Source organism: Gammaproteobacteria bacterium, assembly GCA_009845905.1.
Lineage (GTDB): Bacteria > Pseudomonadota > Gammaproteobacteria > Steroidobacterales > Foliamicaceae > Foliamicus.
This window is the reverse complement of the sequence record VXYS01000004.1, coordinates 455,553-475,149: the sequence shown is the minus strand read 5'-3', so window position 1 is coordinate 475,149 and position 19,597 is coordinate 455,553. Positions and strand designations below refer to the sequence as shown.

The window sequence follows — 19,597 nt, the reverse complement described above, 5'->3', positions numbered from 1 at the left end:
GCTGAATCGGAAAGATGCTGCGTACCGGCAAGAAATTCCTGGCTGGATTGAAGGATGGGCGCAAGGTCTACATCGGCGGCGAGGAGGTGAAAGACGTTGTCGAACACCCGGCCTTCAGGGGCGCTGCGCAAACGCTGGCCAGGCTGTTCGACCACAAGGCCGATCCCGCCAACGGCGAGCCGATGTCGTTCGAGGAGGAGGGCGAGGAATTCTCGTCCTATTTCCTCATGCCCCGAACCCGTGAAGACCTCGTCAGGCGCTCGCGGGCGCACTACGCGATCGCCGAACGGACATACGGTCTTTTCGGCCGAAGTCCCGATCACGTCGCCAGCTTCGTGACGGGCCTTGCGATGAACCCGGAAATACTGGACCGGGACGGCGATTCCTGTTCGGGCCATATCACCGACTACTACGAGCACCTCAGAAAGAACGACCTGTACGCCTCGTATGCCGTGCATCCGGCCCCCCAGTCCAAGAACGAAAACATCTTCGGCGACACCAGGGGATACCAGGCCGTGCTGCAGGTCGTCGACGAGGATGACAACGGCGTCATCCTGAACGGAATGAAGATGCTGGCCACGGCGGGCGTCTTCTGCGATGAAGTCTGGATCGGCAACCTGACGCCGATTTCCGATGACAAGAAAAAGGAAGCCATAACCTGCGCCGTGCCGATGAATACCGCGGGGCTGACCCTGTGGGTACGCAAGCCCATGGAGCTCTATGCGGCCACGGAGTTCGACAGTCCGCTCGCGTCGAATTTTGACGAAAGCGACGTGATGCTGATCTTCGATAACCTGCGGGTGCCCTGGGAGCGCGTTTTCGTTCACGACCGCGCGGCGCTCTCGCGGGAGATTTACGTCCAGACCGCCTCGCATACGCTCGGCAATCACCAGTCCAATGTGCGTTTTCATGCAAAACTGCGTTTCATCGCCGGAATCATCCACAAGATCACGCAATCCGCCGGGGTCGACAGGATTCCCGTCGTGGCGGAAAAACTCGGGAGACTCGCAGCGTGGGAAGCGGCCCTCGGCGGGATGATCCAGGGCCAGATACAGGACTGCGAAGACCTCGGCAACGGATTCGTGAATTTCAACCGGCGCTACATGTATGCGGCGCTCAACTGGTGCCAGGAGCACTACCCCGAGATCATCGCGATGATGCGGGAGTTGTCCGGCGGCAGCGTGTTCCAGATGCCCGCCGACATCTCGGTGCTGGAAAACCCGGCGACCCGGGACATCTTCAGGGACTACTGGGCGGCCGGGGATGAAACCGCGGTGGACCGCGTCAAGCTGTACCGCCTGGCCTGGGACATGTACGGCAGCGAGTTCGGCTCGCGCCAGCAGCAATACGAGAACTTTTTCGCCGGGCCGTCCTTCATCGTGCGCAACCACAGTTTCCGGGAGGCGCCCTGGAGCGCCTTTGGCGCGGTCGTGGACGGCCTTCTGGACAGCATCCCGGTGCCAGGGGAGTCCGAATAATCGAGGCTCGTCACAGCGGCGTCGCATAGCGTGAACAGAGTTGGCCCGGCGGACGACGATCGAGTCCTGATTGCAGGCGCCGGCCCCGTCGGGCTGAGTTGCGCCCTGTTCCTGATCCGCAGCGGCATCCCGGTGTCGGTATTCGAGGCCGAGAGCGAACTGCCCGAAGACATGCGCGCCTCGACCTTTCATCCTGGCACGCTGGATGTGCTTGAAGATGCCGACGTCGTCGCGGACTTGCTCGCGAATGGCCTCCAGTGCAGGCAGTGGCAATATCGCAATCACGTAACGGGTGCATGCGCCGTGTTCGATATGGAAGTCCTTCGGGGCCGGACCTCTCATCCCTACAGGCTGCAGTGCGAACAGTTCCGGCTGACGCGCGCGATCTGTTCACGGCTCGGGGACAACCGTCTGTTCGATCTCGAGTTCGGGGCTCGCGTGATCGATGCGACGCAGAACGAAAATGGCGTCGAAATCGAGGTGGAAGGCCCGGCGGGCACGCGAACGGTCCGGGGCGGCTTTGTCATCGGCGCGGACGGTGCGGGCAGCCGGGTCCGCAAGGCCATGGGCCTGGACTTCAGGGGCGAGACCTACCCGATTACGTCGCTGACGGTCGCGGTTCGCTATCCCTTCGACCAACACATCGAGGGTTTGTTGTCCGTCAATTACTGCTGGACCGAAGACAGTCACTTCAGCATGATGCAGCTGAAGGACGTCTGGCGGGTCGGATTCTCGCCAAAACCCGGACAGTCGCATGAGGAAGCGTTGCAGCCGGAACGGATCCAGGCCAGGCTGCAGGAAATCCACCCGAAGGAGGGTCCGTACGAGATCGTTCACACGGGCGCCTACACCATTCACCGGCGGATTGCCGACAGCTTCCGGACGGGGCGCATGGTGCTGGCCGGCGATGCCGCCCATCTCAACAGTCCCTCGGGCGGACTGGGAATGAACAGCGGCATTCACGACGCGCGCAGCCTTTGCGACAAGCTGGCCGCGATCATCCTGGAGGGCGCCGACGAATCGTTGCTGGACCGGTATTCGCGGCAGCGCCGCTCAATCGCCCTCGATGACGTACAGGTCAGGTCGGACCGGAACTACCGGCGCCACAGGGTTAAGGGCAGGAAAGAAAGAGCCGAGGTATGGGACGAACTGCAACGCGTGACCAGCGACCGCCGCCTGATGACGGATTTCCTGATGGAAAGCTCGATGTTGCGGTCGCTGGAGAAGGCGGAACGGATCGATTGATGCGTCAACGGCGGCAGCTCGTCGATTCAGGCGACCTGCTTCCCGGAGATCGCCTCGCGCAGGCCCTCAAGAAGGCCGGCATTAATAGGTGAACGAGAGGCTCACGCCGCACTTGCGCCCCTCGCGCTCGTGTATGACGCGATGCGGCACGCCCAGGAAGTTCCGCAGCAGGAACGACCGGATCGGCGTGTCGTCATCCGTCACGTTGCTGCAGAAGCCCTGCACGGACAGGTTCTCCCTCTGCAGGCCGAAGCGCACATTGACGGTCGTCTGACTGCCGATGTACCCGGTATTGGAATCGTCGATATAGCGCTTGCCGCGAAACACGGCGTCGGCGCGGCCGAAAAAGTCGTAGCCGCCGTTCATGAACCGGCTGACGAACGCGATTCCGACATTGCCGGAGTGCCTGCTGACGCTGGAGAACTGATTGCCGGTGATTTCACCGGTGGTGATCGGGCCTTCGCCCATATCGTCGGCCATGACGGCGCAATCCAGGATGTCGCAAACTCCTTCGAGATCGTCCGTCGCGGTGGAGTAGGCGTGGCCGTACTCGGTATCGGTAAAGGCGTATCCAAGGTTCAGGCTGATGGCCTCGGTCAGCGCGACGTAGGCCTCCAGCTCGATGCCCTGCACCTCGGAGCCTTCGATATTGCGCACGATCGGGCTGCTGCTCGTCGCCAGTTCCGTGCCCGCGATCAACTGCTGGTCCTTCCAGTCCGTGAAGAAGACGGACGCATTCACTTGCGCCGTGCCGAACAGGTTGACCTTGGCGCCGGCTTCGTAGGTCCAGTTGGTCTCGATCTCGAAGCTGCGTTCAGATACCGAACAGTCCGGGCCGGGGTCGTTGGAACCCACGCAGATCGAACCGGAATTGAAGCCGCCGGATTTCGCGCCCCGGGCGGCCACCGCGTAGAGCAGGGTGTCCTCGTTGGGCCGGTAGGAAACCACGCCGCGCGGCGTCAGGAAGCTGAAAGTGTCCTCGAACCGGCCCTGCGGCGGTACAAAGCTTGCACTGGTTGGGGACCTCATCGGGAAGACGTTCTGCATCTCGTCGAATTCTTTCTTTTCCGACGTGTAGCGCAGTTCGAGAGCGAGATTCATCTGCTCCGAGGCGTCGAAATCAACGGCGCCGTACACCGACCGGAACGTGTTCTTGCGATTGACCTCCTCGTCGAGCACGGGCGGGCAGCCCTGCGTATAGACCGTGCTTCTTGACCTCACGGGCGGGTCCGAGCAGCGCTTGCGGTTGTCGTCGAAGTCCTCGCTGCTGAAGTAGACGCCGACCAGCCAGTCCAGGGTGTTGTCGCCGTTCGATTGCATCCGCAGGTCCTGGCTGAATTCCCGGCGGTCCTCATCCGATCCCGTGAGCGACTGCGCGAGCACGGGTCCGCCGGACAAGGCCTGGGTCCTGCGCCCGACGATGCCCGAGAACGACGTGCCTTCCGGGCTCGTATCGGCATCGGAGAAGGTAAAGGCCTTGCGGTCCTGCAGACCGGTGAGCGAGGTGACCGAAACGGCGTCGAGGTCCCAGGTCAGTTCCAGGACCGCGCGCAGCGAGTTCCGGTCCCCGGCCACGCCCATGGGATCGGCGAAAAGCTCTCCGCCCGTGGACGTGACTTCACCGTCAAACAAGCGGGGAATACCGCAGTCGATCTCGCCCCCCAGGCCGTCCCGGCAGATGCCGGCCGCGGTGGACTCGCCGCGCTCGAAGGGGCTGACGGAGGCCGGTTTCCCGATCAGGCGCGGATCGTCGTCGGCGACAAAGGCCCGCGGACTGGGGGAAATCTTGTCTTCCCGGTAGCTGAGCGAGAAGAACCCATCCAGCGATTCGTTCGGATTGAACACGGCGTTCACGCGCACGAATCCCGATTCCTGGTCGTTCAACCGGTCGCCGTTGATGCTGTTGGTATGGGTTCCGCCGCTGTTGTACACGCCGGCGTCGACCCGTACCGCCAGTCCATTCTCGGCCAGGGGCAGCGAGAGGTAGGCCGATGCATCCCACTTGCCTTCGGTACCCGCCGTTGCCCGAACGCCCGCCTCGAACTCGTCGCCGGGCCTCCGTGTGATGTAGTTGATCGACCCGGCGAAACTGTTGCGGCCCTGCAGCGCACTTTGCGGACCCTTGGCCACCTCGACCCGCTCAAGGCCGTCGAACCCTATGGACGTCGAGCCGGTAAAACCGGGCGTATAGACGCCGTCCACGAAGGTCGCGACATTGACTTCGTCGCCAACGCGCGTCTGCTGGTTCAGGCCGCGAATGATCGGGCGTGAACCGGCGATGCTGCCGGTGGTTTCGAAATCAAGTCCGGGCACGTGGTGCGCCAGGTCCAGAAGGTGCTCCACGCCGCGATTCTGGAGTTCCTCCCAGCCGAGCGCGGAAACGGACAGCGGCAATTCGGACAGCCGCTCTTCGCGCTTGCGTGTGGTGACGACTATTTCTTCGATTTGCGCCTGGGCGACGGTCAGGGCGAAGTCGCTTGCAAGAAATAGGCCCGCGAGTACCGTAGCTACCGTTAGAGTGGAACGGTGCGTGTTCATGAGATCCCCCCTCCTGAACTGGCATGGTTCAGAACGCTGCCTGTGCAACAGGTTATATCACAGGACTTTGCAGGGTTTCGGTTGACTGCTTTTCCGAAGATTCCTGAAAGCCAACGCATCGCGTTGGCAAGCCGGGTACGAAGGCAACATGTCAGTAGCCGGGCATGATCCGGTCCTTGTGGCCGGCGCCGGGCCCGTGGGCCTGGTAACCGCGCTGCTGCTCGCCAGGGCGGGTGTCCGGGTGAGGGTCTTCGAGAAGCGCGAGGCGCTCAGCCGCGCGTCCCGGGCCTCGACCTTTCATCCGCCCACCCTGGCCATTCTGGACGAGCTCGGCCTGGCGGACACGGCGGTGAGCGCGGGCAGGGTCGTGCGGGAGATTCAATACCTGGACGGCGCCCACCAGGCGCTGGCGCGGTTTGACCTGTCGCTCCTGGAGACGGAAACGCCCTTTCCCTTTCGCCTGCATTATGAGCAGGCGGACCTCACGCGGGACATGGTGGGGGCTCTCCGGCGGTTGCCGAACGCCGAAGTCAGGTTCGGGGCGGAGGTCGTCGGTGCGGAAACGGTTGGCTCGCAGGTTGCCGCCGATGTCAGGTTCGCGGCAGGCCGGGAGAAGGTCACCGGGTCCTGGCTGTTCGCGGCGGACGGCGCGCGCAGCGCCGTGCGGGAAAGCCTCGGGATTGAATTCGACGAACGGCCCTATGGAACGCGCGTGCTTCGCGTCATGACGCGCCAGGACCTGGACTCCGTGATTCCCGGAATTGCGCCGCTCAGTTACGTCTTCAATGACGAAGGCTCCTGCAGCCTGCTCGAGATGCCCGATTGCTGGCGGATCATCCTCAGGGTCCCCGCCGGGATATCGGAGCGACAGGCGCTGGACAGGGACTGGCTTGGCGAACGGCTCGGCAGGTTCTTTTCCTCGTCTGACCTTCTCGAACCGGATTTCGTTTCCGTCGACATCTTTGCGGTGAGCAGCGCCATTGCCGGCGAAAACCGCGCGGGCCGGATCTTCCTGGTCGGCGACGCCGCACACCTGACCAATACGCGCGGCGGCATGAACATGAACTGCGGCATTCACGACGCCTATGCAATCGCCGGCGCCCTGATCGACACGCTGAAGGGCAGTCCCGCGAGTATGCTTGAGCGGCGCGCCGACGAGCGACATGAAATTGCGCGAAACGAACTTATTCCACGCACCGATCAAAGGGTCGCCAGGGCCGATGACTGGCTTCGCGAAGTACGCGGCTGCGCCGACGATCCGGACAGGTCGCGGGAATTTCTGCGGTCCGCATCGATGCTGGATATCGCCCCGCGCGTGAAGCCGCATCGTGAAAGCCTTGACGGCTGATCCCGCAATGACCCGGCAGGTGGGCGTGGTCGTCCCTCCGGCCAACCCGACCGTGGAGCCGGAAATGGCCCGCCTGCTCCCGGAGGGCATGACGATGTATGTGTCGCGGCTCCCCCTCATGCCCGGTAAACCGCTCGAGGAACGTAATCGCTTGTACATAACGCATTACCGCAAGGCCATCGAGTCGTACGGCGCCCTGAACCCGGAATCGGTGCTGATCGCCGTCACCGGTCCCTCGTACCGCCTGCTGCCCGAGGGCGACAGGAAACTCTGCGCCGACCTGACCTCGGCAACCGGCGTGCGCACCATTACCGCCAGCCTGGCCATTCACGAAGCGCTTCAAGCATTACGTTGCGACGAGATTTCCCTGGTATCTCCCTACCCGGACTGGCTGACCTCCCTGGGCGCGGGCTACTGGAAGGCGGCCGGCCACCGCGTGGTCTCGATCACGCGGGTCTTCGACGACGGCGCTGGACTCGGCGCCTACGACGCCACGACCCCGCAGGTCGTCAAGGCGCTGAAATCCGTCCAGCCCCCGAAGAATTCCGCCATCGTCCTTTCGGGCACCGGCATGGTGACGCTCGATGCCATCCGAACCGTCCGCCCCGATTTCCGCGTCCCGCTCCTGTCATCCAACCTCTGCGGCGCCTGGTGGCTCTTGCGCGAGGCCGGCCTCAAGTCCGGCTCTCCTCTCTTCGACACCATCGCCGCCGAATTACTGGCAACCCTCTGACCCCGTCGTGCTATAGCCCTTTCTTCGCCCTCCTCCTCGTGGGAGACGCCATCCCTGGCTCGTTTCTCGCTGTCCCTGCTCCAACGCTCCCACGAGGAGGAGGGCGAAGAAAGGGCTAGGGCTGGCGTTACAGGGTGAATCGTGAGTCGAGGGTGCCGTTCAGGATTGCATCGATGATCCGTCGGCTTTTTTCCGCCCCGATCACGGGGGTCATGTATTCGCGGGCCTTGGCGATCACCTGGCCGGTGCTCATCGGCCTGTCGATGTCGCCGGCAATGGACTCCACCCGATAACTCTCTGAGTGCCCGCCCGCGCGCACGTGGAGGACGGCGCCGCGGTCGGTGATATCGGGGCTGACCGTCACCCTGATTTTTCGCTCCAGTTCCTGCTGCTCTGCATCCTCCAGCGCTTCGGGCAGATAGGCATCGGGAGTCAGGTTGCCGGTTCGCAGTGCGTACGCCAGGCCGTATGTCAGGCTGAACTGGGCCTGTATCGCCGTGCGCGGACGCCTGTTGCCGCAATAGGTCACGGCTTCCTGGTAAGTCTCAAGTTCGATGGCGTCGATTTCGCCGGGATCGGCGCCGGGATTGTCCCGTCGCCACAGCTCGGCGCAGGCCACTCCATAGTGCACATGGCGCACCGCGGCATAGGGTTTGAGGTACCCCTCGAGGATGTAGAAGTCCTCTGTAGCCTCCAGCGGAGAGACGTCCGTCTTTTCAGCATCGAAGTTCAGGGCGCCGGCGGTGTCGAACGCGCCCGGAGGCGCGGTGATGCCCGCGATTGCCGATTTCGCGTAGAAGATTCCCATGGCGGCGGCGTGGGCCGCATAGGTGTTGCGCGCCGTGCAGCCTTCGGCGACCGGCAGGTACAGGCTGCAGGGCATCTGACAGGCTGCCATCGCCAGAGCGTGCTGCGACGTCTCGATATTTGCATCCAGCAACCGCGAGGCGGCCGCCGCGCCGGCAAGCGATCCCCAGCCGCCGTCCACATGCATGCCCGGGCGAACCCGAAGGGCTTCGCCAAAACGCCCGCCGATCTCATAACCGAAGACAACGGCCTGCAGAACTTCCCCGAGCGTTGACTGGAGCGCGCTGCCCAAGGCGGCGGCGGAAGCGACCGCGTGCAGCCCGGGACGGCCGTGCGCCCTGGCGAGACCTTCACAAGCCTCGTCCCAGCAGGCGGCCAGGGCCAGGACAAAAGCCGCTTCCGACGGCGCCAGGCCCTTTTTCGTTCCCGGCAGCAGAACCGGGCCGGGCGCAATCCGGGCCAGTTCCGCCGCCAGCGCCGCCGGTTCCGTTTTACCCAGCCCCGAAACCGCACAGGCCAGCGTGTCGACCAGCAGCAGCCGGGCCTTCTCCTCAACCTGCGGCGTTTCGGCCAGCTCAATGCCGCCCAGCCACTCCAGCAGCGGTCCGACCTGCATCATCAGGGCCTGGCCCGAATCCAGCGCCGCGCCGCCGCTCCCGTTGTTCGAATTCATGGGCGTATTCGCTGTACCCGCATCAGACGTGGTGGCAGGCCACGCGCGCCCCGTTGTCGCGCGGCGCAAGAATCGGCTCGCGCTTGATGCAGTAGTTGGTGGCGATCGGGCAGCGGGTCCGGAACACGCATCCGGACGGCGGTTCGGTGGGAGAGGGCAGTTCGCCCTTGAGGATCACGCGCTTGCCGTCATCCTGCGAGTGCAGGTCGGGAACGGGAATGGCGCTCAGCAAGGCTTTCGTGTAGGGGTGGGTCGGCGAGCCGAACAGTGCGTCCCGGTCGGCGATTTCCACGAAATGGCCCAGGTACATGACGATGATTCTCGTGCAGACGATACGCACGACCGACAGATCGTGGCTGATGAAGATGATGGACATCCCGTGTTTCCGCTGGAGCTCCTTGAGCAGGTTGATGGTCTGCGTGCGGGTCGACACGTCCAGCGCGCTCACCGGTTCGTCGCAGATCACTAGCTTCGGACGGAGGATCATGGCCCTGGCGATGCTGACCCTCTGGCATTGACCGCCGCTGAACTCGTGGGGATAGCGATTGACGTACTCGCGGTTCAGGCCCACGTCGCGCATCGTTTCGACGACGGCGGAATTGATTTCCTCGCGGCTCATTTCCGGATGAAAGCGCCGCAGGGGTTCGGCGATGATGCTGCCTATGGTCATGCGCGGATTGAGGCTGGAAAGCGGGTCCTGAAAGACCACGCCCAGGTCCCTGCGCCTCTCGTTCATCGCCTTGCGGCCGAGCCTTGTGAGGTCTTCCCCCTGCCAGACGATGCGCCCCCCGGTGGTCTCGATAAGCTGCAGAATGGCCCGCGCCAGCGTGGATTTACCGCAGCCCGATTCGCCCACTATGCCGACGGTTTCGCCTTCCGCGACCGTGAACGAGACGTCGTCCACGGCCTTCAGCGGCACGTAGCGGCGCCTGAGACCGCCCGGCGCCGGCGATGGGAAATACACTTTCAGGTTCTCGACCTTGAGCAGCGTATTGCTCATGGCGGAAGGTCCAGGTGACAGGCCTTCAGGTGTTCTCGCCCGCGCAGTTCGGGCGTTTCCCGCCGGCAGCGTTCCACCACGTGGGCGCAGCGCGGAGCGAAACTGCAGCCCTCGGACAGGCGGGTGCTGGTCGGGGGCTGCCCCCCGATGACCGGAAGGCGCATGTCCGGGTCCCAGTCCGGGCGCGGCACGGCCGCCAGCAGCGCCCGCGTGTAGGGATGCCGCGGACGCAGGAACATGTCCTCGATCGAGCCTTGCTCGACAACTCGCCCGGCGTACATCACGATGACCCGATTGCAGAGCCCGGCAACGACGCCGAGGTCATGGGTGATGATCACGATGGTCGTGCGCTTTCGCAACGACTTGAAGAAGTCCAGGATCTGCGCCTGAATCGTGAGGTCCAGCGCCGTTGTCGGCTCGTCCGCGATCAACAGGTCCGGTTTGCACAAGAGCGCCTGGGCGATCATCACGCGCTGGCGCTGCCCGCCCGACAACTGGTGCGGATACATTTCGAAACGGCGCTTCGGTTGGGGTATCTGGACGATCTCCAGCACTTCCATCACTCGCGCACGGATTTGCTCCCGGCTCAGGCTGGTGTGTTCCTGCAGGACCTCGCACAGTTGCCGGCCGATCCGCATGAACGGCGTCAGCGCGCTCATCGGGTCCTGGAAGATCATGGCCACCTTTGAGCCCCGTATCCGGTTGAGCTCTTCGGGAGGCGCATTGAGGATTTCCTTCTGCCGGAATCGCACGCTGCCGCTGCTGACACCGTTGCCGGCGAGCAGGCCCAGCACGGCCATGGCGGTCTGCGATTTTCCCGAGCCCGATTCACCCACGATGCCGACGCAATCGCCCTTGTGGATATCGAAATCCACGCCGTTTACGGCAAAGACCTCTCCGTCCTGCGTCGTGAAGCGCACGTGCAGGTTCTCGCAGTGCAGCAGAGACGCACTCATCGCTGGTGGTCCTTCGGGTCGAGCGAGTCGCGCAGGCCGTCACCGATGAAATTGAAGCAGAAAAGGGTGATCACCAGGAAGGCCGCGGGAATGACGAGCAGCCATGGAGCGGTGCCGATCTCGTCCGCGCCCTGGGAAATCAGCCGTCCCCAGCTCGTAAAGGGCTCCTGCACGCCGAGGCCGAGAAAACTCAGGTAGCTCTCCACGATGATGTTGATGGGAATCAGCAGTGTCACGTAAACGATCACCGGCCCGATCACGTTCGGGATGATGTATTTCAGCAGGATCGTGGGCGTTGACAGGCCGGCTGCCAGCGCGGATTCCACGTACTCCTTTTCCCTGATGGAGAGTGTCTGCCCGCGCACGATGCGCGCCAGCGTCAGCCATTCCACGGCGCCTATGCAGATGAAGATCAGCAGGAAATTGTTGCCGAATACGGTCACCAGGATGATGACGAAGAACAGCGTGGGCAGGGAATACAGCACGTCCACCACGCGCATCATGACGTCGCCCACAGCGCCGCCCCGGTAGCCGGCGATGGCGCCGTAGAGCACGCCGATGATCAGCGCCACCAGCGTGGTGAGCACCCCGATCGTGAGCGAGATCCGCGCGCCGTAGAACGTGCGGGAGAACATGTCGCGCCCGTTCACGTCGGTGCCGAACCAGAGCATGTTTTCGGTGGTGGGCGGCGCTTGTATGTAGTCCCAGTTCACCTCATCCAGGCTGTTCGGCCAGAACTCGGGGACCAGGATGGCCAGCACCGTGATCACCCCCAGCACCCACAGACCGGCCATGGCCGCGCGGTTGCGGCGGAAGCGGGCCATGGCGTCTTTCCATAGCGAGCGGCCCTGCACGGCGTTCACGCCGCCGCCGCCGCCCGCCGGCAGTCCGAGTGCGGCCGGCCCGCTCATCGCGGACGGACCCTGGGATCCAGGTAGCCGTAGATGATGTCGGCCAGCAGGTTGAGCAGGATAATCAGCGTGGCGTAGACGATGACGATGCCCAGGATCAGGGAATAGTCGCGGTTCAGTGCGCCCTCCACGAAGGCGCGCCCGATGCCGGGCAGTCCGAAGATCGTCTCGATCACCACCGAACCGGTCATCGCGCCGGCGATCGCGGGACCCAGGTAGCTGACGACCGGCATGCAGGCCGGCCGCAGTACGTGCCGGATGATGATTTTCGACTCGGGAAGGCCCTTGGCCCGCGCCGTGCGCACGTACTGGGCGTTCAGCGACTCCAGCATGGAACCCCGCGTGATGCGCGCGATGCCCGCGATGGACGGCAGCGCCAATGCGCAAACGGGGAGGACGATGTGCGCGAATTGCCCGCCGTTCCAGCCGGAAATGGGCAACCAGCCCAGGTACAGGCCGAAAAACAGCGTGAGCAGCGGCGCCGTTACGAAGGTGGGAATCGCCACCCCGGTCATTGCAATCGCCATGACGGTGAAATCGGCCGCGGTGTTCTTGCGCAAGGCGGCTACGATGCCGCTCAGCATTCCGAAAAACAGCCCCACGGCGATGGCGGTCAGCCCGAGCTGCGCGCTGACCGGCAGGCCTTCGGCAATCAGTTCGGCGACGTTCTTGTCCCGATACACCAGCGACGGTCCCAGGTCACCCTGCGCGAGGCGCCCGAGGTAGTTCGCGAATTGCTCGAACAGGGGCTTGTCCAGATCGTAGGCCTTGCGCAGGTTCTCCATGAGCTGGGGGTCGAGGTCCGGAACCAGGTCGAAGGGCCCGCCGGGCGCGACGCGCATCAGAAAAAACGAGACGGTGATGATGACGAAAAGTGTCGGGATGGCGACCAGAAGCCGCCTCAATGCGTAGTTCAGCACTTTCCTGTCCGCCCGGCTCCCGGTCCCGTTGTCCCGCATCCGCCTGCCGTGAAATAATCCACAGGAATCCGACCCGGGAACGCTCCAGATGAAAGATAACGGTAAATCGAAACCGGCGCTGCCGCAAGGGATTGCCGTGACCAAGCGCGTGCAGTGCTTCATCGATGGAAAACGGGCCGCGGGCACGGGCGTTGAAATTCCGATCATCTATCCGGCCACCGAGGACGTCATCGGCACGCTCGAGGAGGCGGCCGCCAACGAAGTCGATGCCGCGGTCACTGCGGCCCGGGAAGCCTTTGACCGGGGTCCCTGGCCCGAGATGGGCATTCCCGAGCGCAAGGCGGTCCTGCAATCGATTCGCTCTCACCTGCTGGAGAATGCGGAGGAGCTGGCCGTGCTGGAGTGTCTTGATACGGGCGTCCCGATCCGCACGATCCGGGGACGAAAGATCAAGCGCCTGACCGACAATTTCGAGCTCTTCGCCGAAAGCCTGAGCATGATGGCCGGCCAGACCTACCAGCAGGACAAGAAGTTCCTGACCATGGTGACCCACGAGCCGGTGGGCGTCGCGGCCCTGATTGCCCCCTGGAACTCGCCCCTTGGGCTGGCGACGGCGAAGCTCGCGCCGTGCATCGCCTACGGCAACACCTGCGTGCTCAAGCCGTCGGAGCACACGCCCATGGCGCTGGCCCGGATGGTCGAAATCCTGCACGAGGCGGGCCTGCCCAAGGGCGTCGTGAACCTGGTGAACGGCCGCGGTCCGGTGACGGGCGCGGCACTGGTCGAGCACCCCGGGGTCGACCTGGTCGCCTTTACCGGCGGCACCGAAACGGGCCGCTCGGTCATGTCGGCGGCCGCGGGGAACCTCGCACCGGTGGCGCTGGAGCTGGGCGGCAAATCGGCCAACATCATCACCGAGACGGCCGATTTCGAGCAGGCCCTGGACGGCGCCCTGCTGGCGATCTATTCCAATAACGGCCAGCAATGCCTGGCGGGTTCGCGGATACTCGTGCATCGCTCCATCGCCGACCGCTTCATCGAACGGTTCGTCGAAAGGGCCCGGCAGGTCCGGCTCGGCGATCCGATGCACCCCGAATGCGAAATGGGCCCGCTGGCGTTCAGGGAGCACCTGGAGAAGGTGCTTTCCTACGTGGAAATCGCCCTGGGCGAGGGGGCCGAATTGCTGACGGGAGGCAAGCGCGCGGAAGGCTTCGAGGCCGGTTACTACTTCGAGCCCACGGCGGTGCTGGCGCCCTCGAACGGCTTGCGCGTCTGCCAGGAGGAGATTTTCGGACCCTTCGCCGCGATTCAGGTCTATGACAGCCTCGACGAGGCCATCGACATCGCCAACGACACGGAATTCGGGCTGGTGGCGTACGTGTGGTCGGAAGACCTGCACACGATTACCCGTGTCACGCAGGCGCTGCGCGCGGGGACCGTCTGGGTCAACACGCCGCTGGTCCGGGAAGTGCGCGCCCCGTTCGGAGGCTACAAGTCCTCGGGTGTCGGGCGCGACGGCGTGCGCGAATTCCTCGACTTCTTCACCGAGCAGAAGACCACCCAGATTCCCATCAACAAACTGTCCCTGGCCAGGCTGGGCGCGGGTTCCTGACAAGCCGGTCCGACTGCCGACGCTGACCCTATAATCAGGAATCATGAAGAAACCCGGATCCCACGCCATGCTGCCGGAGATGTCTCAGGAGGAGCAATCCAGGCTGAGTTTCTTCGTGTCGCTGAGCGGGGCCGCCCGCAGGGTGCTCAAGCCCGGCAATGAACTGATCTACGAGCGCGACGCCAGGCCGGCGTTCGTCGCCGAGCACGGACGCGAACCGGAGAGCGTCGAAGAAGTGCGGGAAGTGATGGAGCGGCAGGAGTTCTACCAGATGTGGACCGCGCTTTCGCGCTCCCAGCAGGAGCAATACGTGGACTGCACCGGCAGCATCGTCGAACGCCAGTTGCCGGACCTGGTGCGCAGGTTCCGGGAGATTGCCGGCGAAGCCAGGCTGGGTAGCCTGGAGCTGGACCCGGAACTGGACATTCCCTATTACCAGAAGGAGTCCCACCAGCACTGCGTTCCCCTTTCGTACTACGAGGAGCTGGGAGACGACGATGTCTACGCCGGCGCCCGGGCCGACATCGGCTCGTACGCGTACAGCCGCGGTCTGCGCGGTCTTTACAACGACGACAAGGGCCTGAGCGGCGCGAAGTTCCTCAAGGAGCATTTCCCCGACCTGGATCCGCGGAAAATACTGGACCTCGGCTGCATGTCGGGCAACAGCACCGTGCCCTATGTCGACGCCTTTCCCGATGCCGTCGTTCACGCCATCGATCTGGGAGCGCCGCAGCTTCGCTATGCCCACGCCCGGGCGGAATCCATGGGCAAGCGGGTTCATTTCTCGCAGCAGAACGCCGAGAGCATGAAGTTCGAGGACGGCAGTTTCGACCTGGTCGTTTCGCACATCCTGTTTCACGAAACCTCGCGTCAGGCGATTCTCAACATCCTGCGCGAAGTGAAGCGGGTCCTGAAGCCCGATGGCGTGTTCCTGCACGTGGAAGTGCCGGTGCGGCGCGACACGCCGTTTGCGCAGTTCCTGGCCAACTGGGACAGCTGGCACAACAACGAGCCGTTCTGGGGCATCCTGGCGCGGACCGATGTCAGGGCCCTGGCCATGGAGGCGGGATTCGACGAGGAGCGCATTTTCGACCGGCCGGTCTATTCGCAGGCGCCGGGCGGCGTGTTCCGGAAAGGCGACGGCTGGTGGGGGTTCGGCGCCCGCAAGTAGGGCGGGACAACAGGACCCCGGCGCAACCGAGCGGCCGCAACGCGCTCCATGACGAATAAGGACGACTTCAAACCGCGCCCCCGGGTACCCAAGGGCGCGCGGCCGTTCGCGCTGGGCGACCGGCACCTGGAACGCGTGCTGAGCATGCTGGTCGCGGTTGCGGCCGAAGTTTCCGTCGTGTACGACCGCTACGACACGCTGGCCCGGATCCTTGCAGAGAAGGGCATGGTCAAGCTGGAGGACCTGGAGAGCTTCGTCCCCGACGACGAAGTGGAGGCGCAGCGGGAAGCCTGGAGGCAGGCGTTTCTCGGGCGCATGCTGCGCATCCTCCAGGAGGACCTGCAGGAAGAGTCGCTGGAGGAGCGCGAAGAGAACTACCGCAAGCTGCAGGAGAAGCTGGCCAGCCGCCCCGTATGACCCCAGGGAGCGTCGTCGCTTCGATCTCGCCGTTCTTCGCCCCCTTCTTCCAGGAGACGCCATCCTGGCTCGATTCTCGCTGTCCCTGCTCCAACGCTCCCGGAAGAAGGGGGCGAAGAACGGCTACGGCGGCGGGCTGATTCCTCTAGTCGTCGCGGCGGGGATAGGTTGTCGGAATGGGTTTAGCGATCCAGTTCTTGGGGTTTTCGCGGCGCAGTGGGCAGGGGATCGCAAGCGCGTTGTAGCGTCCCTGCCTTTCCGCCTCGTCGATGTCGATTTCCCAGCCCCGTTCGGCCAGCCTGTAGATCAGCTTGCGGAAGGGGGCCTCGTTCTGGTCCGACTCGACCAGCAACTCGCCCGACATCGACCGTGGCAGGTAGCGCGGATTGACGTTCTGCGAAACGACCGTGTCTTCGGCCGCGGCCTTCTTCCGCCCCTCGAGCCGCTCTTCGTCGTGTTCGGGCCCGGTCAGGAAATTGCGCACCTGGTGGCTGAAGATGCGCGTATTGTCGACGTCGATCGGGGTGCGGGCGGCGAAGGTGATGTGCCGAACCCCGTTGCTGCGTTCGACGTCGATCAGGTGGGAAATCCCCACGATGCTGAACCAGGTGAGGGCCTTGTTGTTCCCGCGCTTTTCTTCGAGCACGGACTGGGTCATTTTGCTCAGGTTCCTGTACTCCGCCGGCGGCCGTTCACGGTAAGTGCTGCTGCCCCACTCGTGCGCGACCGGCTCGACGAGCATCAGCTTCGGGTCCCTCTTGTTGCCGAAGCTGCTGTGCACGAACGAAGGATGCGCTCCGTCGATCGAGTTTTCCTCGCTGCGCGCCCAGTTGCACTGCACCTCGTAGTTCAGATGCACGATGCCCCACTTCTCGCGGCTCGCCATCGCTTCGTCGTAGTACGGATAGTTGTCGGGAATGGGCGGGCGCTTCTCTTCGGGCAGGTCGCCCAGAAACACCCAGATCCAGCCGTAGCGGACTACCACCGGGTAGCAGTCGACCCGCGCGCGCCCGGGAATCTTCACCTCGTCGCCCAGCGCCGGAATCCGTGTGCAACGTCCGCGACTGTTGTATTCCCAGCCGTGATAGCTGCAGGCGATCCGCCCGTTGTTGACCTTGCCCAGGCCCAGCGAGCCGCCCCGGTGGGAGCAGGTGTCGTTGACGCAGACGACTTCGTTGGCCTTGTTGCGGAACAATGCGAACCACAGGCCGAGCATCTTCACCCGGTAGGGTTTGCCGACTTTGACATCGTCCTCGACAGCGGCAACGTACCAGTTGTTGATCAACATGCACGTTCTCCTGGCGGGCGGTACCGGACGTTCCGAATGCGCTCTCGCGGCGCGTTGTTATGATACACGGCACGGCCGGAAACACGGTCATATCAACGGTGTCTGACCCTTGCATAATCCCTGGCGAACGCCTCTTGCGGGCGGGACATGACTGAGCCGAAGCCGGTCCGATTGCGCAGGAAAGCCCCCACCGGCGAAGAATTCGTCGACCGGGCCCGGATGATCGTTCCCCGAATCAGGGAGCGCGCGGACGAAGCCGAGCGCTTGCGCACTCTGCCCGGGGACATGATGGATGTCGTCAGGGAAGCGGGCATGCTGCACGCCTTCATTCCGGAGAGATACGGCGGCTACAACCTGAACTGGGGTCCGCAAATCGCGGCGGGCAGGGCGGTCGCCCGGGGCTGTGCGTCCACGGCGTGGCTGGTATCGGTCGTGGGTTCGCACGCCGGCTATGTCGGGCGCATGTCGGAGGCGGCTCAGGACGACGTGTGGGGCGGCGGCGAGGGCGTGCTGATCTGCACCGGCGCGGTCCCCATCGGAGTCGAGGTCCGGCGCACGGCCGGCGGTTTCAGGGTCAGCGGGCAGTGGGCGTTCTGCAGCGGGGTCGATCACTCCGCCTGGGCGCTTGTCAGGGGCACGCCCGTCGGCGAAGAAGACGGCCCGCAGCACTACATGCTTTTCCCCCGGGAGGCGTTTTCGATCGTCGATGACTGGTTTGTTTCCGGTATGCGTGCAACCGGCTCGAAGTCGGTCCGCCTTGAAGACGCCTTCGTTCCCGAATATCGCACGCTGCCGCTGCCCGAATTGTTCGCGATGCATCCGCCGGGCTCGAAAGTGAGCAAGGGTCCCGTCTACAGCTACAGTTTCCGGGCCTATGCGGGCTCCGCACTGATGGGTCCCATCATCGGCGCGGCGGAGGCGGCCTTCGACCTGTTCATCGAGGGACTGAAAGAGTCCGGCAGGGACCTCGCCGACCCGTATGTCCAGATGCTCGTCGGCGAGACCGACGCCGAGGTGCGCGCGGCCGGCCAGCTTCTGGACAACGTATTGAAAACGCAGGCCCATTACGCGACGCGCATGCTGCCGGTCCCGATGGAGCACAGGGTTGCGTTTGTCCGCGACCGGGCCTTTGCCTGCCGCCTGAGCTTGCGGGCCGTGGACAGAATGGCCGGTCAGGCGGACCTTCAACAGTCGCTTTCCGATGCGCCGCTGCAGCGCTACCACCGCGACATCCACGCGATGTGCCAGCAGATCGGCATCAACTGGGACCGCAACATGACGAACGTCGCCAGGCAGATCCTGGGTTTGAAGACCGACATTCCCTATCTGAACGAAGCCTGATGGTGTCCGCGGCCCTGATGGAAGCGTTGCCGGCACTGGCCGGTGATTTGCGCATGGGCCGCAGGACCGATGAACTTTTGCCGGCGCTACGCGACGCGGGCGCTTTCGCCTTGCTGCAGCCCGGGAGCCGCGGCGGGCGGGAGGCGGCATGGCCCGAATTCGTTGCGGCCACCCGGGAAGCGGCCTCGGCCTGTCCCGCCGCCGGCTGGCTGATCGCCACCTGCGGCGTCAACGCCGCGCTCGTTGCACGAATGCCGGAAGCCGCGCAGGAGCGGGTGTGGTCGGGGAACCCGCGGCCGGTCATTGCCGCCACCGGGCCGCCGGTGGAAAGCCGGGGCGTCGTAACGAAGGAGGGTTACCGGATCACCGGGCGATGGGACAACGTTATCGCCGGCGCATCGTCGGATTGGGTGCTGGCCTCGGTCCCGCTCGACGGCAGGCCCTGCGTCGTGCTGATTCCGTCATCCCGGCTGGAGGTCGAAGAGGCCGAGGCACACGTGCTGCGGGGTTCGGGATGCGCGCATCTGCGCGCCGACGGGATCGAAGCGCACCCGGATTTTCTGGTTGCCGTCTCCGATCTGATGGCCGCCCAACCGCAATCGGAGCACCGGAATCGCCTCTACGGCGATGATTTCTCGATGCACTACCGGGCCGCGCGCCTTGGCGCTCTGGTGGGGGCGGCGGAGGGGGCGTACAGGGAGTACGTGAACATCACGGAGAAGTGGGTGAGCGGTATCGGCGGTCACCAGGTCGCGAAATTCACCCAGGTACAGGTGCGGCTGGCGGAAACGAACGCGGAGCTGGCGGTTGCGGCGCTGCTGCTGGACCAGTCCACCGCGGTCCTGCAGGACTGCATCGAAAACGGCCGCCCGCCCGGCGGCGAGGAGCGCGCGGAGTTGTGCCGCAACAATGCCTACGTGGCGCGCAAGTCGCTGGAATGTACCGAAAGGCTGGTCGTGCAGATGGGGGCGCGGGGGCTCCTGGACAGCAACCCGGTCCAGCATTTCTTCGTCGATATTCGCGCGATGGCGGCCCACGAGAGCATGGACTGGGCCTCGAACATGTCGGCGATGGGCAAGTCGCTTCTCGGCCTGGAATCGGATTCGGCGCCGGTGCCGGTTTCCCTTTACGCCGGCGGCTGACACGGAAACGATCGAGG

The 19,597-nt window shown here is 64.3% G+C and carries 16 protein-coding genes; 9 read left to right on the top strand and 7 right to left on the bottom strand.

All coding sequences use genetic code 11. From position 1 onward, the window contains the following. The first annotated feature begins 14 nt into the window (after positions 1-14). Together F4036_03665 and F4036_03660 are read left to right on the top strand one after the other, a co-directional pair. Complete coding sequence (locus F4036_03665; GenBank protein ID MYK36839.1) at positions 15-1,478, top strand: hypothetical protein; 1,464 nt, start codon at positions 15-17, stop codon at positions 1,476-1,478. A gap of 30 nt (positions 1,479-1,508) precedes the next feature. Further along, positions 1,509-2,723, top strand: coding sequence for an FAD-dependent monooxygenase (locus tag F4036_03660; GenBank protein MYK36838.1), 1,215 nt, complete (start codon positions 1,509-1,511; stop codon positions 2,721-2,723). 81 nt (positions 2,724-2,804) lie between these two features. On the opposite strand, the gene F4036_03655 is transcribed toward F4036_03660, so the two are convergent. Continuing rightward, a complete protein-coding gene (locus tag F4036_03655; protein ID MYK36837.1) occupies positions 2,805-5,261 on the bottom strand; it encodes a TonB-dependent receptor in 2,457 nt (818 codons plus the stop codon). 148 nt (positions 5,262-5,409) lie between these two features. Between F4036_03655 and F4036_03650 the strand changes: the two genes are divergently transcribed. Then, the gene (locus F4036_03650) at positions 5,410-6,609 is read left to right on the top strand and encodes an NAD(P)-binding protein (GenBank protein MYK36836.1); all 1,200 of its coding nucleotides are present in this window, start codon (positions 5,410-5,412) and stop codon (positions 6,607-6,609) included. 7 nt (positions 6,610-6,616) lie between these two features. Next, positions 6,617-7,342: a hypothetical protein gene (locus F4036_03645; GenBank protein MYK36835.1), complete on the top strand. Its 726-nt coding sequence runs from the start codon at positions 6,617-6,619 to the stop codon at positions 7,340-7,342. Positions 7,343-7,469: 127 nt separating this feature from the next. On the opposite strand, the gene F4036_03640 is transcribed toward F4036_03645, so the two are convergent. Genes F4036_03640 through oppB form a run of 5 tightly spaced genes read right to left on the bottom strand, consistent with a single transcriptional unit; the run spans position 7,470 to position 12,609 of the window. Continuing rightward, a complete protein-coding gene (locus F4036_03640; protein ID MYK36834.1) occupies positions 7,470-8,822 on the bottom strand; it encodes an MmgE/PrpD family protein in 1,353 nt (450 codons plus the stop codon). A gap of 22 nt (positions 8,823-8,844) precedes the next feature. Then, entirely contained in the window at positions 8,845-9,822 is a 978-nt protein-coding gene (locus F4036_03635) for an ATP-binding cassette domain-containing protein (GenBank protein ID MYK36833.1), read from the bottom strand. Next, positions 9,819-10,778, bottom strand: a complete 960-nt coding sequence (locus F4036_03630; protein MYK36832.1) for an ABC transporter ATP-binding protein — start codon at positions 10,776-10,778, stop codon at positions 9,819-9,821. The genes F4036_03635 and F4036_03630 overlap by 4 nt, the downstream gene beginning before the upstream one ends. Continuing rightward, positions 10,775-11,689 (bottom strand): ABC transporter permease subunit, encoded by a 915-nt coding sequence (locus F4036_03625; GenBank protein ID MYK36831.1) that lies wholly within the window; start codon positions 11,687-11,689, stop codon positions 10,775-10,777. The genes F4036_03630 and F4036_03625 overlap by 4 nt, the downstream gene beginning before the upstream one ends. Next, the gene (gene oppB, locus F4036_03620; GenBank protein ID MYK36830.1) at positions 11,686-12,609 is read right to left on the bottom strand and encodes an oligopeptide ABC transporter permease OppB; all 924 of its coding nucleotides are present in this window, start codon (positions 12,607-12,609) and stop codon (positions 11,686-11,688) included. Before oppB ends, F4036_03625 begins: the two co-directional genes overlap by 4 nt. Before the next feature lie 88 nt (positions 12,610-12,697). On the opposite strand from oppB, the gene F4036_03615 reads away from it, so the two are divergent. Genes F4036_03615 through F4036_03605 form a run of 3 tightly spaced genes read left to right on the top strand, consistent with a single transcriptional unit; the run spans position 12,698 to position 15,809 of the window. Next, positions 12,698-14,221 (top strand): aldehyde dehydrogenase, encoded by a 1,524-nt coding sequence (locus F4036_03615; GenBank protein ID MYK36829.1) that lies wholly within the window; start codon positions 12,698-12,700, stop codon positions 14,219-14,221. 43 nt (positions 14,222-14,264) lie between these two features. Next, complete coding sequence (locus F4036_03610; GenBank protein MYK36828.1) at positions 14,265-15,392, top strand: class I SAM-dependent methyltransferase; 1,128 nt, start codon at positions 14,265-14,267, stop codon at positions 15,390-15,392. 48 nt (positions 15,393-15,440) lie between these two features. Beyond that, positions 15,441-15,809, top strand: coding sequence for a hypothetical protein (locus tag F4036_03605; protein MYK36827.1), 369 nt, complete (start codon positions 15,441-15,443; stop codon positions 15,807-15,809). Between the two features lie 145 nt (positions 15,810-15,954). Here the strand turns inward: F4036_03605 and F4036_03600 are convergent, their stop codons facing one another. Next, positions 15,955-17,097 carry a Rieske 2Fe-2S domain-containing protein gene (locus F4036_03600; protein ID MYK36826.1) on the bottom strand — a complete coding sequence of 381 codons (1,143 nt, stop codon included), beginning with the start codon at positions 17,095-17,097 and terminating at the stop codon, positions 15,955-15,957. A 147-nt stretch (positions 17,098-17,244) separates the two neighbouring features. Between F4036_03600 and F4036_03595 the strand changes: the two genes are divergently transcribed. Next, on the top strand, positions 17,245-18,438 hold the full coding sequence (locus F4036_03595; GenBank protein ID MYK36825.1) for a hypothetical protein: 1,194 nt from the start codon (positions 17,245-17,247) through the stop codon (positions 18,436-18,438). Next, positions 18,438-19,580 carry a hypothetical protein gene (locus F4036_03590; GenBank protein MYK36824.1) on the top strand — a complete coding sequence of 381 codons (1,143 nt, stop codon included), beginning with the start codon at positions 18,438-18,440 and terminating at the stop codon, positions 19,578-19,580. The genes F4036_03595 and F4036_03590 overlap by 1 nt, the downstream gene beginning before the upstream one ends. Positions 19,581-19,597: the final 17 nt, after the last annotated feature.